16 protein-coding genes are annotated in these 17,240 nt (G+C 35.2%); all 16 read left to right on the forward strand.

Annotated features, from left to right (window positions below; genetic code table 11):
• Positions 1-14 precede the first annotated feature (14 nt).
• The 16 genes from hcp to trhA all read left to right on the forward strand — a co-directional run bounded on the left by hcp (position 15) and on the right by trhA (position 17,240).
• The gene (hcp, locus tag AA80_RS05315) at positions 15-1,646 is read left to right on the forward strand and encodes a hydroxylamine reductase (protein ID WP_208317041.1); all 1,632 of its coding nucleotides are present in this window, start codon (positions 15-17) and stop codon (positions 1,644-1,646) included.
• A gap of 150 nt (positions 1,647-1,796) precedes the next feature.
• Positions 1,797-3,209 (forward strand): TldD/PmbA family protein, encoded by a 1,413-nt coding sequence (locus tag AA80_RS05320; protein WP_103066923.1) that lies wholly within the window; start codon positions 1,797-1,799, stop codon positions 3,207-3,209.
• The gene (locus AA80_RS05325; RefSeq protein ID WP_103876772.1) at positions 3,209-4,543 is read left to right on the forward strand and encodes a TldD/PmbA family protein; all 1,335 of its coding nucleotides are present in this window, start codon (positions 3,209-3,211) and stop codon (positions 4,541-4,543) included. Before AA80_RS05320 ends, AA80_RS05325 begins: the two co-directional genes overlap by 1 nt.
• A 192-nt stretch (positions 4,544-4,735) precedes the next feature.
• Complete coding sequence (gene ord, locus AA80_RS05330; protein ID WP_103876773.1) at positions 4,736-5,752, forward strand: 2,4-diaminopentanoate dehydrogenase; 1,017 nt, start codon at positions 4,736-4,738, stop codon at positions 5,750-5,752.
• Between the two features lie 14 nt (positions 5,753-5,766).
• A complete protein-coding gene (ortA, locus tag AA80_RS05335) occupies positions 5,767-6,084 on the forward strand; it encodes a 2-amino-4-oxopentanoate thiolase subunit OrtA (RefSeq protein WP_103876774.1) in 318 nt (105 codons plus the stop codon).
• A gap of 87 nt (positions 6,085-6,171) precedes the next feature.
• Entirely contained in the window at positions 6,172-7,590 is a 1,419-nt protein-coding gene (ortB, locus tag AA80_RS05340; protein WP_103876775.1) for a 2-amino-4-oxopentanoate thiolase subunit OrtB, read from the forward strand.
• Positions 7,587-7,973 carry an ornithine aminomutase subunit alpha gene (locus tag AA80_RS05345; protein ID WP_103876776.1) on the forward strand — a complete coding sequence of 129 codons (387 nt, stop codon included), beginning with the start codon at positions 7,587-7,589 and terminating at the stop codon, positions 7,971-7,973. Before ortB ends, AA80_RS05345 begins: the two co-directional genes overlap by 4 nt.
• Positions 7,954-10,152 (forward strand): D-ornithine 4,5-aminomutase subunit OraE, encoded by a 2,199-nt coding sequence (gene oraE, locus AA80_RS05350; protein ID WP_103876777.1) that lies wholly within the window; start codon positions 7,954-7,956, stop codon positions 10,150-10,152. The genes AA80_RS05345 and oraE overlap by 20 nt, the downstream gene beginning before the upstream one ends.
• Before the next feature lie 90 nt (positions 10,153-10,242).
• Positions 10,243-11,355 (forward strand): DNA polymerase III subunit beta, encoded by a 1,113-nt coding sequence (dnaN, locus tag AA80_RS05355; RefSeq protein WP_103876778.1) that lies wholly within the window; start codon positions 10,243-10,245, stop codon positions 11,353-11,355.
• A 3-nt stretch (positions 11,356-11,358) separates the two neighbouring features.
• Positions 11,359-11,847 carry a 2-C-methyl-D-erythritol 2,4-cyclodiphosphate synthase gene (gene ispF / locus AA80_RS05360; RefSeq protein WP_103876779.1) on the forward strand — a complete coding sequence of 163 codons (489 nt, stop codon included), beginning with the start codon at positions 11,359-11,361 and terminating at the stop codon, positions 11,845-11,847.
• On the forward strand, positions 11,837-12,496 hold the full coding sequence (gene nfi / locus AA80_RS05365; RefSeq protein WP_103876780.1) for an endonuclease V: 660 nt from the start codon (positions 11,837-11,839) through the stop codon (positions 12,494-12,496). Before ispF ends, nfi begins: the two co-directional genes overlap by 11 nt.
• Before the next feature lie 11 nt (positions 12,497-12,507).
• A complete protein-coding gene (locus AA80_RS05370; protein ID WP_103876781.1) occupies positions 12,508-13,647 on the forward strand; it encodes an MFS transporter in 1,140 nt (379 codons plus the stop codon).
• Between the two features lie 30 nt (positions 13,648-13,677).
• Positions 13,678-15,177, forward strand: a complete 1,500-nt coding sequence (locus tag AA80_RS05375) for a YifB family Mg chelatase-like AAA ATPase (protein ID WP_103876782.1) — start codon at positions 13,678-13,680, stop codon at positions 15,175-15,177.
• Positions 15,174-16,034 carry a thermonuclease family protein gene (locus tag AA80_RS05380; protein ID WP_103876783.1) on the forward strand — a complete coding sequence of 287 codons (861 nt, stop codon included), beginning with the start codon at positions 15,174-15,176 and terminating at the stop codon, positions 16,032-16,034. The genes AA80_RS05375 and AA80_RS05380 overlap by 4 nt, the downstream gene beginning before the upstream one ends.
• Positions 16,027-16,596, forward strand: a complete 570-nt coding sequence (locus AA80_RS05385; protein ID WP_103876784.1) for a GNAT family N-acetyltransferase — start codon at positions 16,027-16,029, stop codon at positions 16,594-16,596. Before AA80_RS05380 ends, AA80_RS05385 begins: the two co-directional genes overlap by 8 nt.
• Positions 16,593-17,240 carry a PAQR family membrane homeostasis protein TrhA gene (trhA, locus tag AA80_RS05390; protein WP_103876785.1) on the forward strand — a complete coding sequence of 216 codons (648 nt, stop codon included), beginning with the start codon at positions 16,593-16,595 and terminating at the stop codon, positions 17,238-17,240. Before AA80_RS05385 ends, trhA begins: the two co-directional genes overlap by 4 nt.

Here is a 17,240-nt window from a genome sequence, read left to right on the forward strand (position 1 = left end):
GGAGGAATGAACGAATGGAGATGTTTTGTTATCAATGTCAGGAGACTCTAAGAAATGAGGGTTGTGTGGCTCAAGGTGTATGTGGAAAAAGTCCAGAAACGTCAAATTTACAAGATCTATTGATTTACGTACTAAAAGGGATTTCCTATTGGTCTAATAAAGCAAGAGAATTGAACGTAGAAGATGAAAGTGTTGACTTTTTTGTGGCAGAAGGCTTATTCGTAACGATAACGAATGTTAATTTTGATGAAGAAAGGATAGTTGAATACATTGATGAAGCACTTGATAAAAGAAGAATTATAGAAAATAAATTCAAAGAAGCTTATGTAAGAAAATACAACGAAAAATTTCAGGAAACAGTACCAGATGCTGCAGAATGGAATCCAAAAGATAACAATAAATACGAATACTTGAATAAAGCTATTGAAGTAGGAGTTTTATCAGAACCAAACGAAGATATAAGATCGCTAAAGAACTTTCTTGTAATTGGTTTAAAGGGAGTGGCAGCTTACACCGATCATGCCTATGTTTTAAAACACTTCAACGAAGACATACTTGCATTTATCGAAAAGGCTTTGGCTGAAACCTTACGTGAAGATATTACCGTTGATGAATTAATAAATTTAGTGCTGAAAGTAGGCGAATATGGGGTAAACGCTATGGCTTTACTAGATGAAGCAAATACTTCTACCTTTGGAAATCCTGAAATTACCCAAGTTTACACAGGGACATACGAAACACCTGCTATTTTAGTTAGTGGACACGATCTTCTAGATCTGTATGAAATTTTAGAACAAACTAAAGATAAAGGAATAAAAGTATATACACATGGAGAAATGTTACCAGCAAACGCTTATCCAGGATTAAAAAAATATGACCATTTAGCTGGTAACTTTGGAGGTTCTTGGTGGAAACAACAGCAAGAGTTTGAAGAATTTGGTGGAGTTATAGTGATGACAACGAATTGTATCCAAAAACCAAGGAATTCTTACAAAGACAGAATTTTTACAACCGGACTTGTGGGATGGCCTGATATTCAACATATACCAAATAGAAAAAAGAATGGACAAAAAGATTTTTCTCCTGTAATAAAAAAGGCACTCGAAATTGGCCCCATCAAAAAAAGAGAAGGGAAAAATATAACCATTGGTTTTGCTCATGAACAGACCACCAAAGTTGCTGATAAAATTGTCGAGGCAGTGAAATCTGGTAAAATAACCAAATTTTACGTCATGGGTGGTTGTGATGGAAGGAACAAAGACCGTGAATATTACACTAATTTTGCCAAAGATCTTCCACAAAGCACAGTTATTTTAACTGCAGGATGCGCAAAGTACAGGTATAATATGCTCGATTTAGGAGATATTGATGGAATACCAAGGGTTATAGATGCAGGCCAATGTAACGATTCGTACTCATTAGTTTTAACAGCCTTAAAATTGAAAGAAGCATTCGGTTTAAAGGATATAAACGAACTACCTATCGAATACAACATAGCTTGGTATGAACAAAAAGCCGTAGCTGTCTTGTTGGCATTGTTGTATATGGGAGTAAAAGGAATAAGATTAGGTCCAACACTACCGGCTTTCCTATCACCCAACGTTTTGGAGACGGTTGCAAAAACTTTCGATATAAAAACTATATGAATAATTTTTTCTTATAAAAGGCGTTCAAACTTTGGCGCCTTTCTTTTTTTTAAAGCGGGTTCAATTACCCACACAAATACAAATCCAAAAGGAATAAATATGATATAATAAGAAAGGAAGGATTGCTAACTTTTTATAGGAGGGATAGAAGTGAATTTAAGTAATGCTCAATACTTAGAGATTTTAAACCATTCTCTTTCATCAGGGGGAGAGTATTCAGAAATCTTCTATGAAGATTTTTACGGTACCTCAATTGTTTACGATAACGGTAAAATTGAAAAAATCAATTTTTCAAGTAGAAAAGGTGCAAGTATAAGAGTTGTATCGGCAGAAGAAACGATTTTTGCTCATACTAACGATCCCACGCATGAGAATCTTATGAATCTTGCCGAGACTTTGAGAAAAAGCGCAAGCGAAAGGTTTGGTTCTAATAATATTGTAAAGGTTGAAGAATTGAAAGAAGTTGAAAAAAGGGATTTTGCACCTTTTGAAATACCTTTTGACAATGTAGCGGTAGAACAAAAAGTTGAAAAGGTTCTCCATGGAGTAGAATTGCTTAAAAATGCTGATAAACGCATCAAACAGATCACCGTTTCCTATGCGGATAGTAGTCGAAAGGTAAAAATAGTGAATTCAGAAGGAAAAATAGTTGAGGATATCAGAAATTATCCACGTTATGCTGCTATAATATTTGCACAAGACGAAAAAGGGAATTTGTTTAGAGGTTATTCTTCCGATGGAGCAAACATGGGATTTGAATTTTTTACAGATGAGATGATCGAAAAAGTAACAAAAGATGCCGTCAGGCAAGTAGTTTCACAAATAGAAGGAGTGGATGCCCCTGCGGGAGAATTCACCGTTGTTTTATCCTCAGAAGCTGGAGGAACCATGATACACGAAGCATGTGGACATGGTATGGAAGCAGACTTGGTACTTTCTGGTTCTGTGTACAGAGAAAAAGTTGGAAAGAAAATTGCTTCTCAAAAGATTACCGTTGTAGACGATGGAACAGATAAAAACAAAAGAGGGACACTTAATTACGATGATGAAGGAACTCCTACCCAGAGAACCGTTTTAATCGAAAACGGGGTATTAAAAGGATACATGCACTCAAAAGTAACTGCCAAAAAATTTGGTGTTGAAACCACAGGTAACGGTAGAAGGGAATCTTATATGGTTCTACCCATCGTTAGGATGCGAAACACGATGATCTTACCAGGAGAAGATGATCCGCAAGATATAATTAAATCTGTAAAATACGGTATATTTGTAAGAAAGATGGGTGGGGGACAGGTTGATGTTATAAGTGGTGATTTCCAATTCGGTGTTGATGAAGGTTATATTATAGAAAATGGTGAAATAAAACAATCAATTCGTGGAGCCAGCTTAGTTGGCAATGGATTAAAAGTTTTAGAAAGTATAGATATGGTTGGTAACGATTTGGGATATGGTGTTGGAACCTGTGGTAAAGATGGTCAAGGGGCCCCGGTTTCTGATGCTCAGCCTACTATAAGAATACCGAAGTTAATAGTTGGAGGAATAGTAAAAGGGGGTAACAATTAATGACTAATGTAAAATCTGTTATAGAAAAATCCATGAAAGAAATAAAAAATAAAGGTTTTAAAGGACAGATAAATGTGTTTTCCACTGAAAGTAAGAACGCTTCTTTTAGTAATGGAAAGTTAGAACAGTTAACCGAGGGAGAAAAAGGGGCAGTAGGTATAAAAGTTATTTCTCCTGATGGAAGAACAGCCACTGCGTCGTCTAATATTTTTACAGAAGAAGGAATAATGCAAGCGGTTGAAAAAGCAATTGAAATGATTAAATATACAGAAAAAGATGATGCTAACGATATCTCAAATGATGAAGAGTTCACTTACATAGATTGGGCTTTCGATACAGACACAAAGGATATGGATTTACATGAGGTTATGAATTTAGCTAAAGAACTAGAAAAAAAAGCAAAAAGTGAAGATGAAAGGATAAAATTTGTTCGTGGTGCTGAGTACGAAGTTGCTTTAACCAGAATACATTTTGGAAATACAAATGGTCTATACAAAAACGCTTTGTTTACTAATGCTGCGGGTTCTATTAGTTTAGCCGCAATTGAAGGAGAAGATTCGTCATTTGGTTTTGACTATCAATTATCTCAAAGCTACAGGCTTATAGACATAGATCGCATTGTAAAAGATTCTGTAGAAATGGCGGTGTCAGGTTTAAAATCAGAGGTTTTAAGTTCAGGTAGATATGATATTGTCATGAGTCCTTTTGCTTCTAGTATGTTCTTAGGGACATTGATAACGCCTCTATCTGGGGAAAATGTTTACAAAGGCAAATCTTTTTTGAAAGATAAATTAGGTGAAAAAGTAGCCAATTCATCTGTTACCTTGTTACATGATCCTATGAATGGTTCCGCACCAATCATAGCCTCATTTGACAACGAAGGAACTAATACCTCAAGGTTCAACGTTATAGAAAATGGGGTCCTAAAAGGATTCTTACATAACATATATTCTGCAAAAAAGTTGGGTTCAAAACCAACCGGTAACAGCTTCGCATCGGTAGAATCTCCCAATCCTTCCATTGGAACGATAAACCTTCATTTTATCGCAAACAAGACAAGAAAAGATATTTTGAATGTTCCAAAGGCTCTATATGTTACCAACATAATGGGTATGCATACCACCGATCCTGTTTCCGGAAGATTCTCTGTTCAAATAAGTGGAAGATTAATTGAAAACGGAGAGTTTGTAAGAAGTTTTAGAGGGATGACCTTAGCTGGAACGTTGGAAGAGTTGTTGAATAATTTAGAGTATATAGGTTCTGATTTCAAGTATCTGGGTCCGGTGGCTGGTTCTACTATGTTGATAAGGGATTTAAGCGTGGGCGGTAGATAGTAGATAAAGATAAATGAAGAGTAAAAAGGAGTATAAGGCGTTTAATCGCTTTTAAAAGCGTTTAAACGCCTTTTTTTCGTTTTAATTGGAAATTATCTAGTTTGATAAAGAAACCTTAATGTTGTAAGATATAATTAATGATGAAAAAAATTTCATACATATCTGAAAATTCATTCTAAGGAGGTTTATAAATTGTACAAAGTAGGCATTTGGGGTTTTGGAGCAATGGGTAGTGGTATAGCAAAAAATATATTAAGTAAGAAAAATCTAAAATTGGTTGGTGTCCACGATCTCAGGAAGGAATATATCCAGAAAGATGTTGGAGAGTTGTTGGGGTTAGGAAAAATTGGAATAAAGGTTTACTCTGATGCTATAACAATGGTAAAACAAACGGACCCAGATCTTGTTGTAATCGCTACCAACTCTTTTATATCGGTGGTGAAGGATCAAATCATTTCTATATTGAAAGAAAACAAAAACGTAATTACCATTGCTGAAGAAATGGCTTTTCCTTTTTCAAAGGATCCACAAGCTGCAAATGAAATTGACAAGGTTGCCAAGAATCATAATGTATCCGTTTTAGGGACTGGAGTAAATCCAGGGTTTGTCCTGGATACACTAATTATAACGTTGACAGGAATATGTTTGAATGTGCAGAGAATTAAGGCTGCCAGAATTAATGATCTTTCGCCTTTTGGACCAACGGTAATGGAAACACAAGGTGTTGGAACAACACCTGAAGAATTTGAACAAGGAATAAAAAGCGGAAAGATAGTTGGTCATATAGGATTTGAACAGTCAATACATATGATAGCCAAGGCTTTAGGATGGGAAATTGATCGCATCGAGCAAAAAAGAGAACCTATAATTTCAAATGTCTTGAGGGAAACAAAGTATGTTAAGGTTCAACCAGGAATGGTAGCAGGGTGTAATCATACCGCAAAGGCTTATTATAAAAATGAGCTTTTGATAGAACTTGAACATCCTCAGCAAATACTTCCTGAATTAGAAAAGGTTCAGACAGGAGATTATGTAGTAATTCATGGGGATCCTGATATCTCAATGGCTATAAATCCTGAAATACCAGGGGGCAAAGGTACCATTGCCATAGCTACAAATATGATTCCATCCGTAGTTGAAGCTCGACCTGGTTTGTTAACTATGGTAGATTTGCCAATACCAAGGGCTTTACTTTCAGAGGTTCGTTGAAGGAGGTCGAATTTATGGAGATAAAAAAAGGTGACTGGGTTCAAATTCATTACATTGCTTTAAATCATGAAGAAAGAGTTTCACATTTGCCGGAAGATACCAAAAAAGTACCTTTTGAAGTTCGAATAAAAGGATTTTTAGAAGATGAAAAGGCTGAAATAGGCGATATCGTAACCATTAAAACCCCTATTGGGAGATTAGTTAAAGGAAAATTGGAAAAAGTTAATCCCAAATATGAGCATAACTTTGGAGAACCTATTCCCGAATTATTAAAAATTAACAAGGATAAACTGTTTCTGTCTAGAGACAGAGGCGAAAAGCCTCAGAGTTAACTAGCCTAAATTCGAAATTTTAGAATGCTGGAGCCAGTTCCTTTACTCCGTTCGGTGGGTATCAAATATCTTGAAAGGAGGGAAAAAATGGATAAATCTTACAAAGCGGTGATGGAAAGGCAGATAGAAATCATCAAAAAATCTGTAGGACTTGATTACACTAAGTATGAAATAGAAGGAATTGCATTCGATTACGAAAAGATGATGAATGAGTTGGGATTTTCAATTGAAGAAATTAAAAGGATTCAAAAAGAAACAGGTGTTGGGGACACTCCCCTTGTTGAACTAAAAAATATTAACAAATTGATTAAAAAATTTTCTGATAAAGGAAAAGGAGCTAGGATCTTTGTTAAGGATGAACAGACTAACCCATCTGGTTCTTTCAAAGATAGAAGGGCTTCTATAAGTGTATATATGGCAAAAAAATTAGGGTATGAAGGCGTTATTGCGGCGACAAGTGGTAATTATGGTGCTGCTGTAGCTTCTCAAGCAGCTAAAAGAGGTTTAAAATCTATTATAATTCAAGAATGTTTCGATTCTCGAGGCGTTGGTCAGCCTGAAATCTTGGAAAAAGAAAGGGCGTGTGCTGGGTATGGAAGTGAAGTTATCCAAGTAAGTGTAGGACCAGAATTGTTTTATTATACCCTTCTTCTTCTTGAAGAAACAGGATTTTTTAATGCATCGCTTTACTCGCCTTTCGGCATTGCTGGAATAGAAACGTTAGGTTTGGAGATAGCGAATCAAACCAAAGAATTGACAGGGAAATTTCCCAATGTTGTTGTAAGCACACATGCCGGAGGAGGTTTAACCACCGGAACTGCAAGAGGATTAAAAAAAGCTGGTGCATATTCAACCAAGGTTATTGGTGCAAGTGTTGATTTAAGAGGTTTACATATGGCTTCCGATAAAGATTTCAATAGAAAGTCTTTCACTACAGGACACACTGGATTTGGAATCCCGTTTGCGGTCTTTCCTGACAGATCCGATGTTCCAAGGAATGCGGCAAGGGTCTTGAGATATATGGACAGATACGTTCTTGTAACTCAAGGTGAAGTCTTCTATATGACTGAATTACTCGCAAAACTCGAAGGGCTACAAAGGGGGCCTGCTGGTAATACCTCGCTGGTTGCGGCTTTTGCTTTGGCAAGGGAAATGAAAGAAGATGAAATAATAGTTGTAAACGAAACAGAATACACGGGAGCGGGGAAGTTGCCAAGTGCTCAACTCACATTTGCCAAAGAAAATGGGATTCAAGTAATATCGGGCGATCCAATAAAAGATGATAAACCAGGGGAAAGGATTGTGATACCTGAAGATCCTTCACAAATAGGTTACATTGAAATTCCAATGTCTCAACTGAAAGAATCGTATATAAATCAACTTATAAAAAGGCTAGGAAAATCGGATTTTACTCAAAAAGAAATAGAATTTATATCAGAGGAAATAAGAGAAGATGAGGATTCGGTAAAAAACTTGATTAAAAAGTTAAGGGAGGAGTCTTTATGAAAGAAAGAGTCGATGATTTTCAAGAAAGGTCAAAGAAACTTCAAAATATGACCGATGAGGAATTAGACAATTATTTTTGGGAATTAGTTGAAAAGGTAGTAGATCCATTAGTAAATATGGCAGAAACGCATACCTCTCCTTCTATAGAAAGGTCTGTCTTGTTGAGAATGGGGTTTAATTCCCTTCAGGCAAAGGCGTTGGTTGATAAGATTGTACAAGAAAATTTATTATCAAAGGGAGCGGGGAATGTAGTATACAAAATTGCAAAACAAAAAAATATTGGAATAATGGAAGCAGGCGAGGCATTATTAAACGGTCGTTTTTGGGATGATGTTGAGAATATCTTTAGAGGTGGTGATTCAAATGAAACTTCGACCAAATGAAAAGATCAACATAGAAGATATTTTAAACGATTTGGAACATTACACACCAAGAAGAAAAGGATGGGCTTGGAGGAAGAAATTACCCGAAGGAACCAAAAAAAGTGATTTTAATTATTATGAGATAAGTGAGGATTTGAAAAACTCAATTCCTCTTCCTGCGGCTCATTACTTTGATAACTTAGATCCACAACCAGACACGGTGATAACATCAGAAATCGCTTCAGGAAGGTTTGAGGAAGATGTTAGAAGAATGCGCATGGCTGCTTGGCACGGAGCAGATCATATAATGGTCATAAGAACACTTGGGCAAAGCCATATAGACGGTCTTATAGAAGGAACCCCTGAAGGTATTGGTGGGATACCAATAACGAGAAAACAGTTGAGGGCAACTAGAAAAGCACTTGATTTAATTGAAGACGAAGTAGGTAGGCCTATAAACTTTCATAGTTATGTTTCAGGTGTAGCAGGCCCTGAAATAGCCGTGTTGTTCGCCGAAGAGGGGGTTAATGGAGCTCACCAAGATCCACAGTACAATATTTTGTACAGAGGTATCAATCCAATTAGATCTTTTGTGGATGCTGCCATTGCTAAGAAAGTGATGGCTTGGGCGAATATACTACAAATAGATGGTGCCCATAACGCGAACGCTTCTGCTAAAAAAGCTAGAAACGTGATGCCGGAACTTTTGGTCCAACATGGTATAAACTCTCTATTTTCCTTAAAAGTAGGCATGAAAAAAGAAAATATCGCTCTATCAACCGTTCCTCCTGTAGTTTCCCCTTCTCCTGAGTTCAGAATCAACTTGGTCTATGCAGTAACATTGAGAGAACTATTTAAAGGCTACAAGTTCAGAGCTCAAATGAACACAAGGTACATTGAATCTGATTTATTCGATGCCACAAGGATTCATGTTTTAAATACCCTCATTTCTCGATTAACCTCCGCGGACATTCAATCTACTATTACTCCCGATGAAGGAAGAAATGTGCCTTGGCACGTTAACTCTATAAGGGGTGTTGAAACAGCTAAACATACATTGATATCAGCGGATAACATTAAACAATACCTCAAAATCGATGAAGAAAAAATAAGAAAAGAAGTAAGAGAATTGAAGATGCGAGCAATATTAATGCTTGAAGAGATAATAGAAATGGGTGGATATTTTGAAGCCTTAGAAAATGGTATGTTCGTAGATAACGGATACTATCCTGAAAGAGCAGGAGACGGAATAGCCAGAAAAAAGAACGGAGAAATAGCTGCAGGCTCCGTTGTACCAAGGGATAAAGATTATATGGCACCCGTTTGTGAACATTTTGGATACAATGCTTTGCCTGAAGAATTAGAAAGACCTTGCGATTTAATCGGTGGTTGTACCTTACATAACAGAGAGAAGATTCAATTTATTGACGAGTTAGATGAGAGTGATAACGTCGAAAAAAGATTGCAAGAAATAAAAGAATACAAAAAAAACAATCTTATAAAGCCAGAAGTTGAATGGGGTTACGATGGTTGGATACAACTTGATATGACAATCCCTGAATCTGAAGAGTACGCAAAAGCTGCGGCGGTTGAAATATGTAAAAAAATGGGATTAGAAGATATTCATGTTATTCATTCTGCCGTGTTACATCCATCAGAAGGGACTTATCTCGAATTGAAGGCAAAGGTACCCTTTTTTGTTAAAAAAGATGAATTAGAACTTCCCCAAAAGAACGATGTGATGAGTGATGAAGAGCTTTTTGAATTTTTTGGTAAGCACAAGGTCAAAGTAGTGGCCGGAACTATAGGTAACGATGAACACAACATAGGTATCAGGGAAATACTAGATATAAAACATGGAGGTATAGAAAAATATGGAATAAACTACGTTTATCTTGGCACTTCTGTACCACCAGAAAAAATCATAGATAGTGCCATAGAAGTTGGAGCCCATGCGGTTTTAGCTTCAATGATTATTACTCATAATGAAGTCCATGTGGAAAATATGAAAAAATTACATGAAATTGCTGTAGAAAAGGGAGTTAGAGATAAATTATTGCTCATCGTTGGAGGAACTCAGATAACCAATGATTTAGCGACAAATAATTACATGGACGCAGGCTTTGGAAGAGGTACCAAAGGGAATCACGTTGCCACTTTTTTGGCTAAGAAACTAAAAGAAAGAGAGGAAAGAGAATAATTTTTAATTAATTTATTCTTGCTTTAAATCTTTTTTTAGTGTAAAATTAAAATAGTGAAACCCTAATTCTTCCAAAGGGAGGAAAATTTGATGTCTTTTGAAATAGATACGAGGGTTTTAAAAAATGCTGTCCAATTAACCAGTAATGCTGTTTCAAGAAAAACGGCTAACCCTATTTTGAAAGGAATAAAGTTGGCTGTAGAAGAAGATGAGTTACATATTTATGCCACAGATTTGCAGACTGGTTTTCACAAATGGATGAAGATTAAAGATAGCGATGAAAATTTTTCCACTGTGGTAGAACAGACGATTTTTTTGGAAATATTATCAAATCTCACTTCTGATACAATTACGATCACTTTGGATGGGGTTTTGAAGATTTCAGGTGGAAATTCTGTATTTCGATTACCTACCATGGATCCTGAGGAATTTCCCTCCTTGGCTTTCGACGTTAAAGGAAATTCTATTACATTGGATAGAAAAATCATCACTAACATGATCGATAAGGTTATTTTTTGCGCACTAAAAGATTCTTCTTCCCTTTCACGTAATTTAAATGCCGTTTACTGGGACTTTAGGCAAGGTGGGTTTTTGAATTTAGTCGCCACGGATTCATATAGATTAGCCCTATCTGAAAGTAAACTGGAAGATGATAATGTTCTTTCACCATTTCTTTTATCCTTAAAAAGTATGGATGAATTAAAAACGATACTTTCATCTGCAAAGACAGAGAAGATAAAAGTAGTTCAAAGTGGCTCTCAAGTTCTCTTTGATTTTGAAGAAGATAATAACCGGCTTATTTTTAACGTTATAGATGCCGAGTTCCCTAATTATTTGGGTATAATTCCCCAGAGTTTTATAACAAAGATCAGAGCTAAAACCTCAGAATTTTTGGCTATTATGAAAAGGATGTCTATCACAGCGGGAAGTGAGGAATATACTTTATTAAATATTGAAGATGGGAAAATAATATTTTATGCGAGTTCACCGGATGTTGGTGAGGCAAAAGAATCAATTGATGTTGAGCAAGAGGGAAGAAATCTTGAGATCGCTTATTCACCTAGATATTTCAGGGAAGTGTTAGAAAGAATAGAGACTGTAGAATTTGAGTTTGATATATCGGATGAGGAAAAACCTACCATTTTAAAACCTGTAGAAGACAACAGTTACATGTTTATAATAATGCCAAAAAGGAAAAGTTGAAACATGTTAAAAATTGGCTTTGGTTACGATGTTCACCCATTTATTGAAAATAGAAGATTGATATTGGGTGGAGTTGTAATATATCATCCAAAAGGTTATGGATTGTTGGGTCATTCGGATGGAGACGTGTTTTTTCATGCAATAATTGATAGTTTGTTAGGGATGTGCGGTTTGGGGTCGATAGGGGAATACTTTCCTGAAAGTAAAGAATTTGAAAATATCAGTAGCTCAATCCTATTAGAAAAGACTATAGATTTGATTAATAAAAGATATATTGTTAAGATAAATAATATAGATGCGGTAATCATATCTAATAGTGTGAAGATCAGTTGTATATCTGATCAAATAAAAAATAATACCTCCAGTATCTTAAATTTAGAAGTGAGCCGAATAAACTTAAAAGGCAAGAGTGGCAATGGTCTGGGAATAGGTGGAAAAGACGAAGGTATAGAAGTTTATTGTACCATATTAGGTGAGGTTGATGAAATATAAATTCGTTCATAGCTTCGATATGTCTCCCAAAGAAATGATCAAAATTCAGAAACAGTTAGCTAAAGAGGTTAAATTAAGTCATTTCTCTGATGTACCAAACTTAGTAAGCGGTGTTGATCTTTCCTTTCAAGAAGACGAAGGATTAGCTGTTATAGTAACTATGGATTTTAAAAAATTATCGGTGATCGATGTAACATATGCCGTGGATAAGGTTACCTTACCATATATTCCTGGACTTCTTGCTTTTAGAGAGCTTCCTATCTTTTTGAAGGCTTGGGAAGAACTTGAAATTGAACCTGATATAGTTTTTTTTGATGGCCAAGGCTATGCCCATCCTAGAAGGATGGGCATAGCTACTCATGCATCTTTTTTTATTGAAAAACCTACTATAGGAATCGCTAAATCTAAGTTAATTGGCAAATACGAAGAACCTGGAAAGAAAAAAGGTGAATTCACATTTTTGTACCATAAAGATGAGAAAATAGGAATAGTGTTGAGAACAAGAGATAATGTGAAACCCGTATTTGTATCTCCGGGTAACTTGGTAGATTTCGATAACGCTTTGGATTTTACTTATCATTTTGCTACGAAGTATAAAATTCCTGAGATAACTAGAAAGGCACACTTGTACACCAAAAGTTTAAAATAGAGGTGACGTTGTTGACCCAAAAAAATACTAGAAATTTTATATACCTCTCAATGATTGTATTTTCTATGGTTATGAACACTCTTGCTCCTCTCATGACTTCCATTCAAGAAAGATTTTCTGTTTCCATAACTATTTCTTCTTCGTTACCGTTTATAAGTACCTTTGGTACTATGCTATCTAATTTTATAGGTAGTTTTTTTATCGCCCAGATAGGTTATAAAAATTTTTTGACAGGTGGTTTTATTGTTCAAATTTTGGGTTTGTTTTTATTTGCAACTGCATTTAATTTTCCTATGGTTGTATTATCAGTTTTCTTATTGGGGGTAGCCACAGGAGCTACTTTTATGACTTTAACCTCTGCTTTTTCTCACCTAGACAGAGAAATCCAAAATTTTGGATTTTTAAATGCAAGTTTTGGAATTGGAGGTATAATAGCCCCCCTTTTGGTCAGCTTATTTTTAGTTATGAACTTAGATTTTAGATTTGTGTATTTTATTCACTTAATTTTAATTTCTTTACTTTGGGTTTTTGTTTTAATTTATAAACCGATTCAAAACATAAAGTATGAGGCGATTAAATTTAAGGAAGCCACAGGTATAATAAGAAAAAGATTTGTTTATTTATCATTGTTGATATTTTTATTCTATTCCGGAAGTGAAATTGGCATAATAACATGGAGCGGAAACCTTTTCCATAATGTTTTTAACTATTCTAAAGAATTTTCATCTGTAATTATAAGTTTGTTTTGGGTAGTTTTTACATTCGGTAGGGTTATTACCGAGTTTTTAAACAGAAAATTAACGGAATTAGGTACCATTTTGTACTTCTCTATTTCTCTTATAATGAGTCTTGCATTGTTACTAATATTTCGACACTTTATTTTCTTTCTTTTCATTGGTTTTAGTCTAGCTGCTATTTTTCCAAGTATTCAAAAATACACCAATCAAAATCTCCCAAAGAGAATCTTAGGGATGTACAATGGGTTGGCTTTTGGTTCTACTGGGATTGGGGCTATGATAATAGCAACTTCTATGGGGGTAATTGGTGATATTAATTTTAATATCTCCTACGCCATTCCTTTTTTAACTTTTGCTGTCATCATTTTTATCACCCAAAAATTGGGTAAGGAAAAATTAGATAATGGAAATTGAAATTAAGAAGCGTACCCAAAGGGGGGGAAGATGAAATATTCTAAGATAAAAACTGGTTGCATAGACGGTTTTAAAGTAGAAAATATCTTAGTAGAAATCGACGTAAACTCTCGTTCTACCCAACAAACATTTAAAATAGTAGGGATGCCCTCCACATCAGTTTTAGAAAGTGAGAAGCGAGTTACTAGTGCCATTAGAAATACTGGGTTTACCATCCCCAACGGATCTATAGTTGCGAATCTTTCACCCACCTCTATGAGAAAAGATGGTTCACATTTTGATTTACCAATTGCCGTATCCTTGTTGGAGGCTTCAGGCCAGATAAAAGAATTAAGTGAAGATTACTATATATTTGGTGAACTTGGTTTGAATGGAGAAGTTAGACCAGTTTCTGGGATATCTCTTTTCTTGATGTACATAAAAGAAAGAAATCAACAAGCAAAATTCATAATTCCACGTGGAAATCAGGGGGAGAGCAAGTTTGTAGCAAAGAATGAGGTTGTTGTTATAGATAGATTGAAGGATATCGAAAATATATCTCTGGGTATCTTGGATGAATACTCCCCTAAGTATGAGGATATTGTACAACAATCCTATAATTTAGATTTTCATGAAATCAAAGGTCAGATCTTTGCCAAAAGGGGAATAGAGATAGCAGCCAGTGGGTTTCACAACGTTTTAATGAGAGGATCTCCCGGTTCAGGAAAGACAATGATCGCAAAAAGGGTTCCAACAATATTACCAGATATGACTAAGGAAGAAATTATCGAATCTACAATGATTTATTCAGTTGCTGGATATATGAACACGATAATCGACAAAAGACCCTTTAGATCTCCTCACCATACGGCCTCAAGTGCTTCAATAATAGGAGGAGGAGCCGTTCCAAAACCGGGTGAAATAAGCTTGGCTCATAATGGAGTTTTATTCATGGATGAATTCCCTGAATACCGTACAGATGTAATTGAGTCCCTAAGGCAGCCTCTAGAAGATGGAGAAGTGACAGTAACAAGGGCAAAATCTGTTGCTAATTTTCCTGCCAGATTCATGCTTATAGCCTCCCAAAACCCATGTCCATGTGGATATTACGGAGACAAAGAGATAGAATGTACATGTAGTTTGAACCAAATCTTAAATTACAACAGAAAAATCTCAGGGCCCATATTGGATAGAATAGATATAAGAATAGATACACCGAGGGTAAGAATAGATGAACTTATGTCCAAAGAAGATGGAGAGAGCTCCGAAAAGATAAAAGAAAGAGTTTCAAAGACTTTCCAAATACAGATAAAAAGGCAAAACAAATTGAATGGAAAACTTAGTAATAAAGAATTGAAGAAATTTGCTGCTCTTTCTGAAAAAGCTGAAGACTTTCTAAAACAAGCTGCAATTAATTTGAAATTAACCGCAAGGTCTGTAAACAGGGTAGTACGAATTTCTCGAACAATAGCGGACACTTTTGATTCAAAGAATGTGGAAATAAGTCATGTTTCTGAAGCTCTGAATTACAGGGGGAGAAAAATCATATGAGAAAAATATCTTCTTTTTTTCTGTTACTTTTGTTGCTATTAAGCTCAGTTTATGCTAATTCACAAGAATTAATAACAATACCAGATATAGAAAACCTAGAAAAATCAAAAGTTTCTTCTATATTGGATGGAGACACAATTAACACTTACCAATACGATGAAAGTATCAGGTTGATAGGGATAGACGCTCCAGAGACCAAAGCCGGTAGTAAGCCCATTGGTGAGTATGGCTATAAGTCGTACCAATTTGTTAGGGATAGACTAATAAATATTGCAAAAAGAAACGTATATTTAGAGTTTGATGATGATAAGTTTGATAATTATGGAAGAGTTTTGGCTTATGTTTATTATGAGGATGAAGAAGGTAACTTAGTATTATTAAACGAAGAAATATTAAAAAATGGATTAGCAAGACCTTTGTTTTACGAAGACACTTCAAAAAAGCAAGAAATATTTGTTAAAGCTTATATCCAAGCGTATGAAGATAGAAAAGGGATCTTTGAAAATTACGATGATGAAAGCATAGTGGTGGAATCTGATGCCTTAACTCAAAAGGATTTAGGTAGAATGAGGTGGGTGAAGGTCAAAGTAAAGGATGTTATAAAAGAAGGCGAAAATTATTACAAAATTATCTCTGAAGGCGAAGATTTTTACTATGGAATAAGAAAACAGGAGTTTGATGCTTTTTTTGATGGTTACGATATCTATGATTTAGTTGGGGAAGAAGTTATGTTCTGGGGAGAAATATGGTTTGATAAGCGAACTGGGCAATACGAAATACTGGGAAGGGCTCCTTTTGAGATAAAAAGATTTGTGAATGGAGTGCAGGGAGAAGAAGGGGATAAACAGTATGGGTAAATATTTTAAAAAAGTAGTAGGAGAAAAATGCTTTTTGTCACCAGTTAATCCTGACGATTTTGAAAAATACACGGAATGGTTAAATGACCCAGAAATATCAGAAAACATGATGGTAGAGGATAATATTATTTCTTTGCTTAAAGAAAGAGACATTTTAGAAAAAATGGCTAAGGGCAACGATGTTTTTTTTGCCATAGTGGATTTAGAAACGGAAGAGCTGATAGGTAATTGTGGGTTGCATGACATTAATAGAATTAATCAATCGGCTGTCCTTGGAATTTTTATTGGGAATAGAGAATATCTGTCTAAAGGATATGGTACCCAAGCCATTAAGTTGCTTTTGAATTATGGATTCAACGTTTTAAATTTAAATAATATCATGTTGGAAGTTTTTGAATATAACAAAAGGGCAATAAGATCTTACCAAAAAGCTGGATTTAAAGAAATAGGTAGGCGAAGGCAAGCAAAGTTTTTTAAAAACAATAGATTCGATATAATATTTATGGACATTTTGAGAGAAGAATTTCTTGAAATAAAAGATGCGAAAGGAGCATTAGGGTGAAAGATTTGGACAATATCGAAAAATTTACCACTGGTGAAGAAATATCTAATGCCGTTATACACGGTATAGGGGCACTGTTGAGTATAGCTGCTTTAGTGTTATTGGTAGTTTTTTCAGCGATTCATAGACAACCTTGGAGTATATTTAGTTCGGTTATATATGGTTCATCGTTGATCATTCTTTATTTATCTTCAACACTATATCACAGCTTTCAACGTAAAAAAATAAAAGATCTTTTTGAGATCTTCGATCATTCGGCAATTTATATTTTAATAGCAGGTACTTACACACCTTTTGCACTAATTACGTTGAGCGGAAGGCTAGGTTGGATTATATTTTCTGTGGTATGGGTTTTGGCAGCTATAGGCATTATTTTTAAAATATTTTTCGTTAAAAGATTTAGGATTCTTTCAACAATTTTATACATAGCCATGGGATGGTTAGTTGTATTTGCTATGGAACCTTTAGTTACAAACTTGGATTTCTGGGGAGTCTTTTGGTTGGTCATAGGAGGCATTCTTTACACAGTTGGGACCATATTTTACCTGTGGAGAAAAATCCCATACCACCATGCTTTATGGCATTTGATAGTACTTGCAGGAAGCATATGCCACTTTTTCTCAGTGTTTTTTTATGTTATATGA

Source organism: Petrotoga sibirica DSM 13575 (genome assembly GCF_002924625.1).
GTDB classification, from domain to species: Bacteria; Thermotogota; Thermotogae; order Petrotogales; family Petrotogaceae; genus Petrotoga; species Petrotoga sibirica.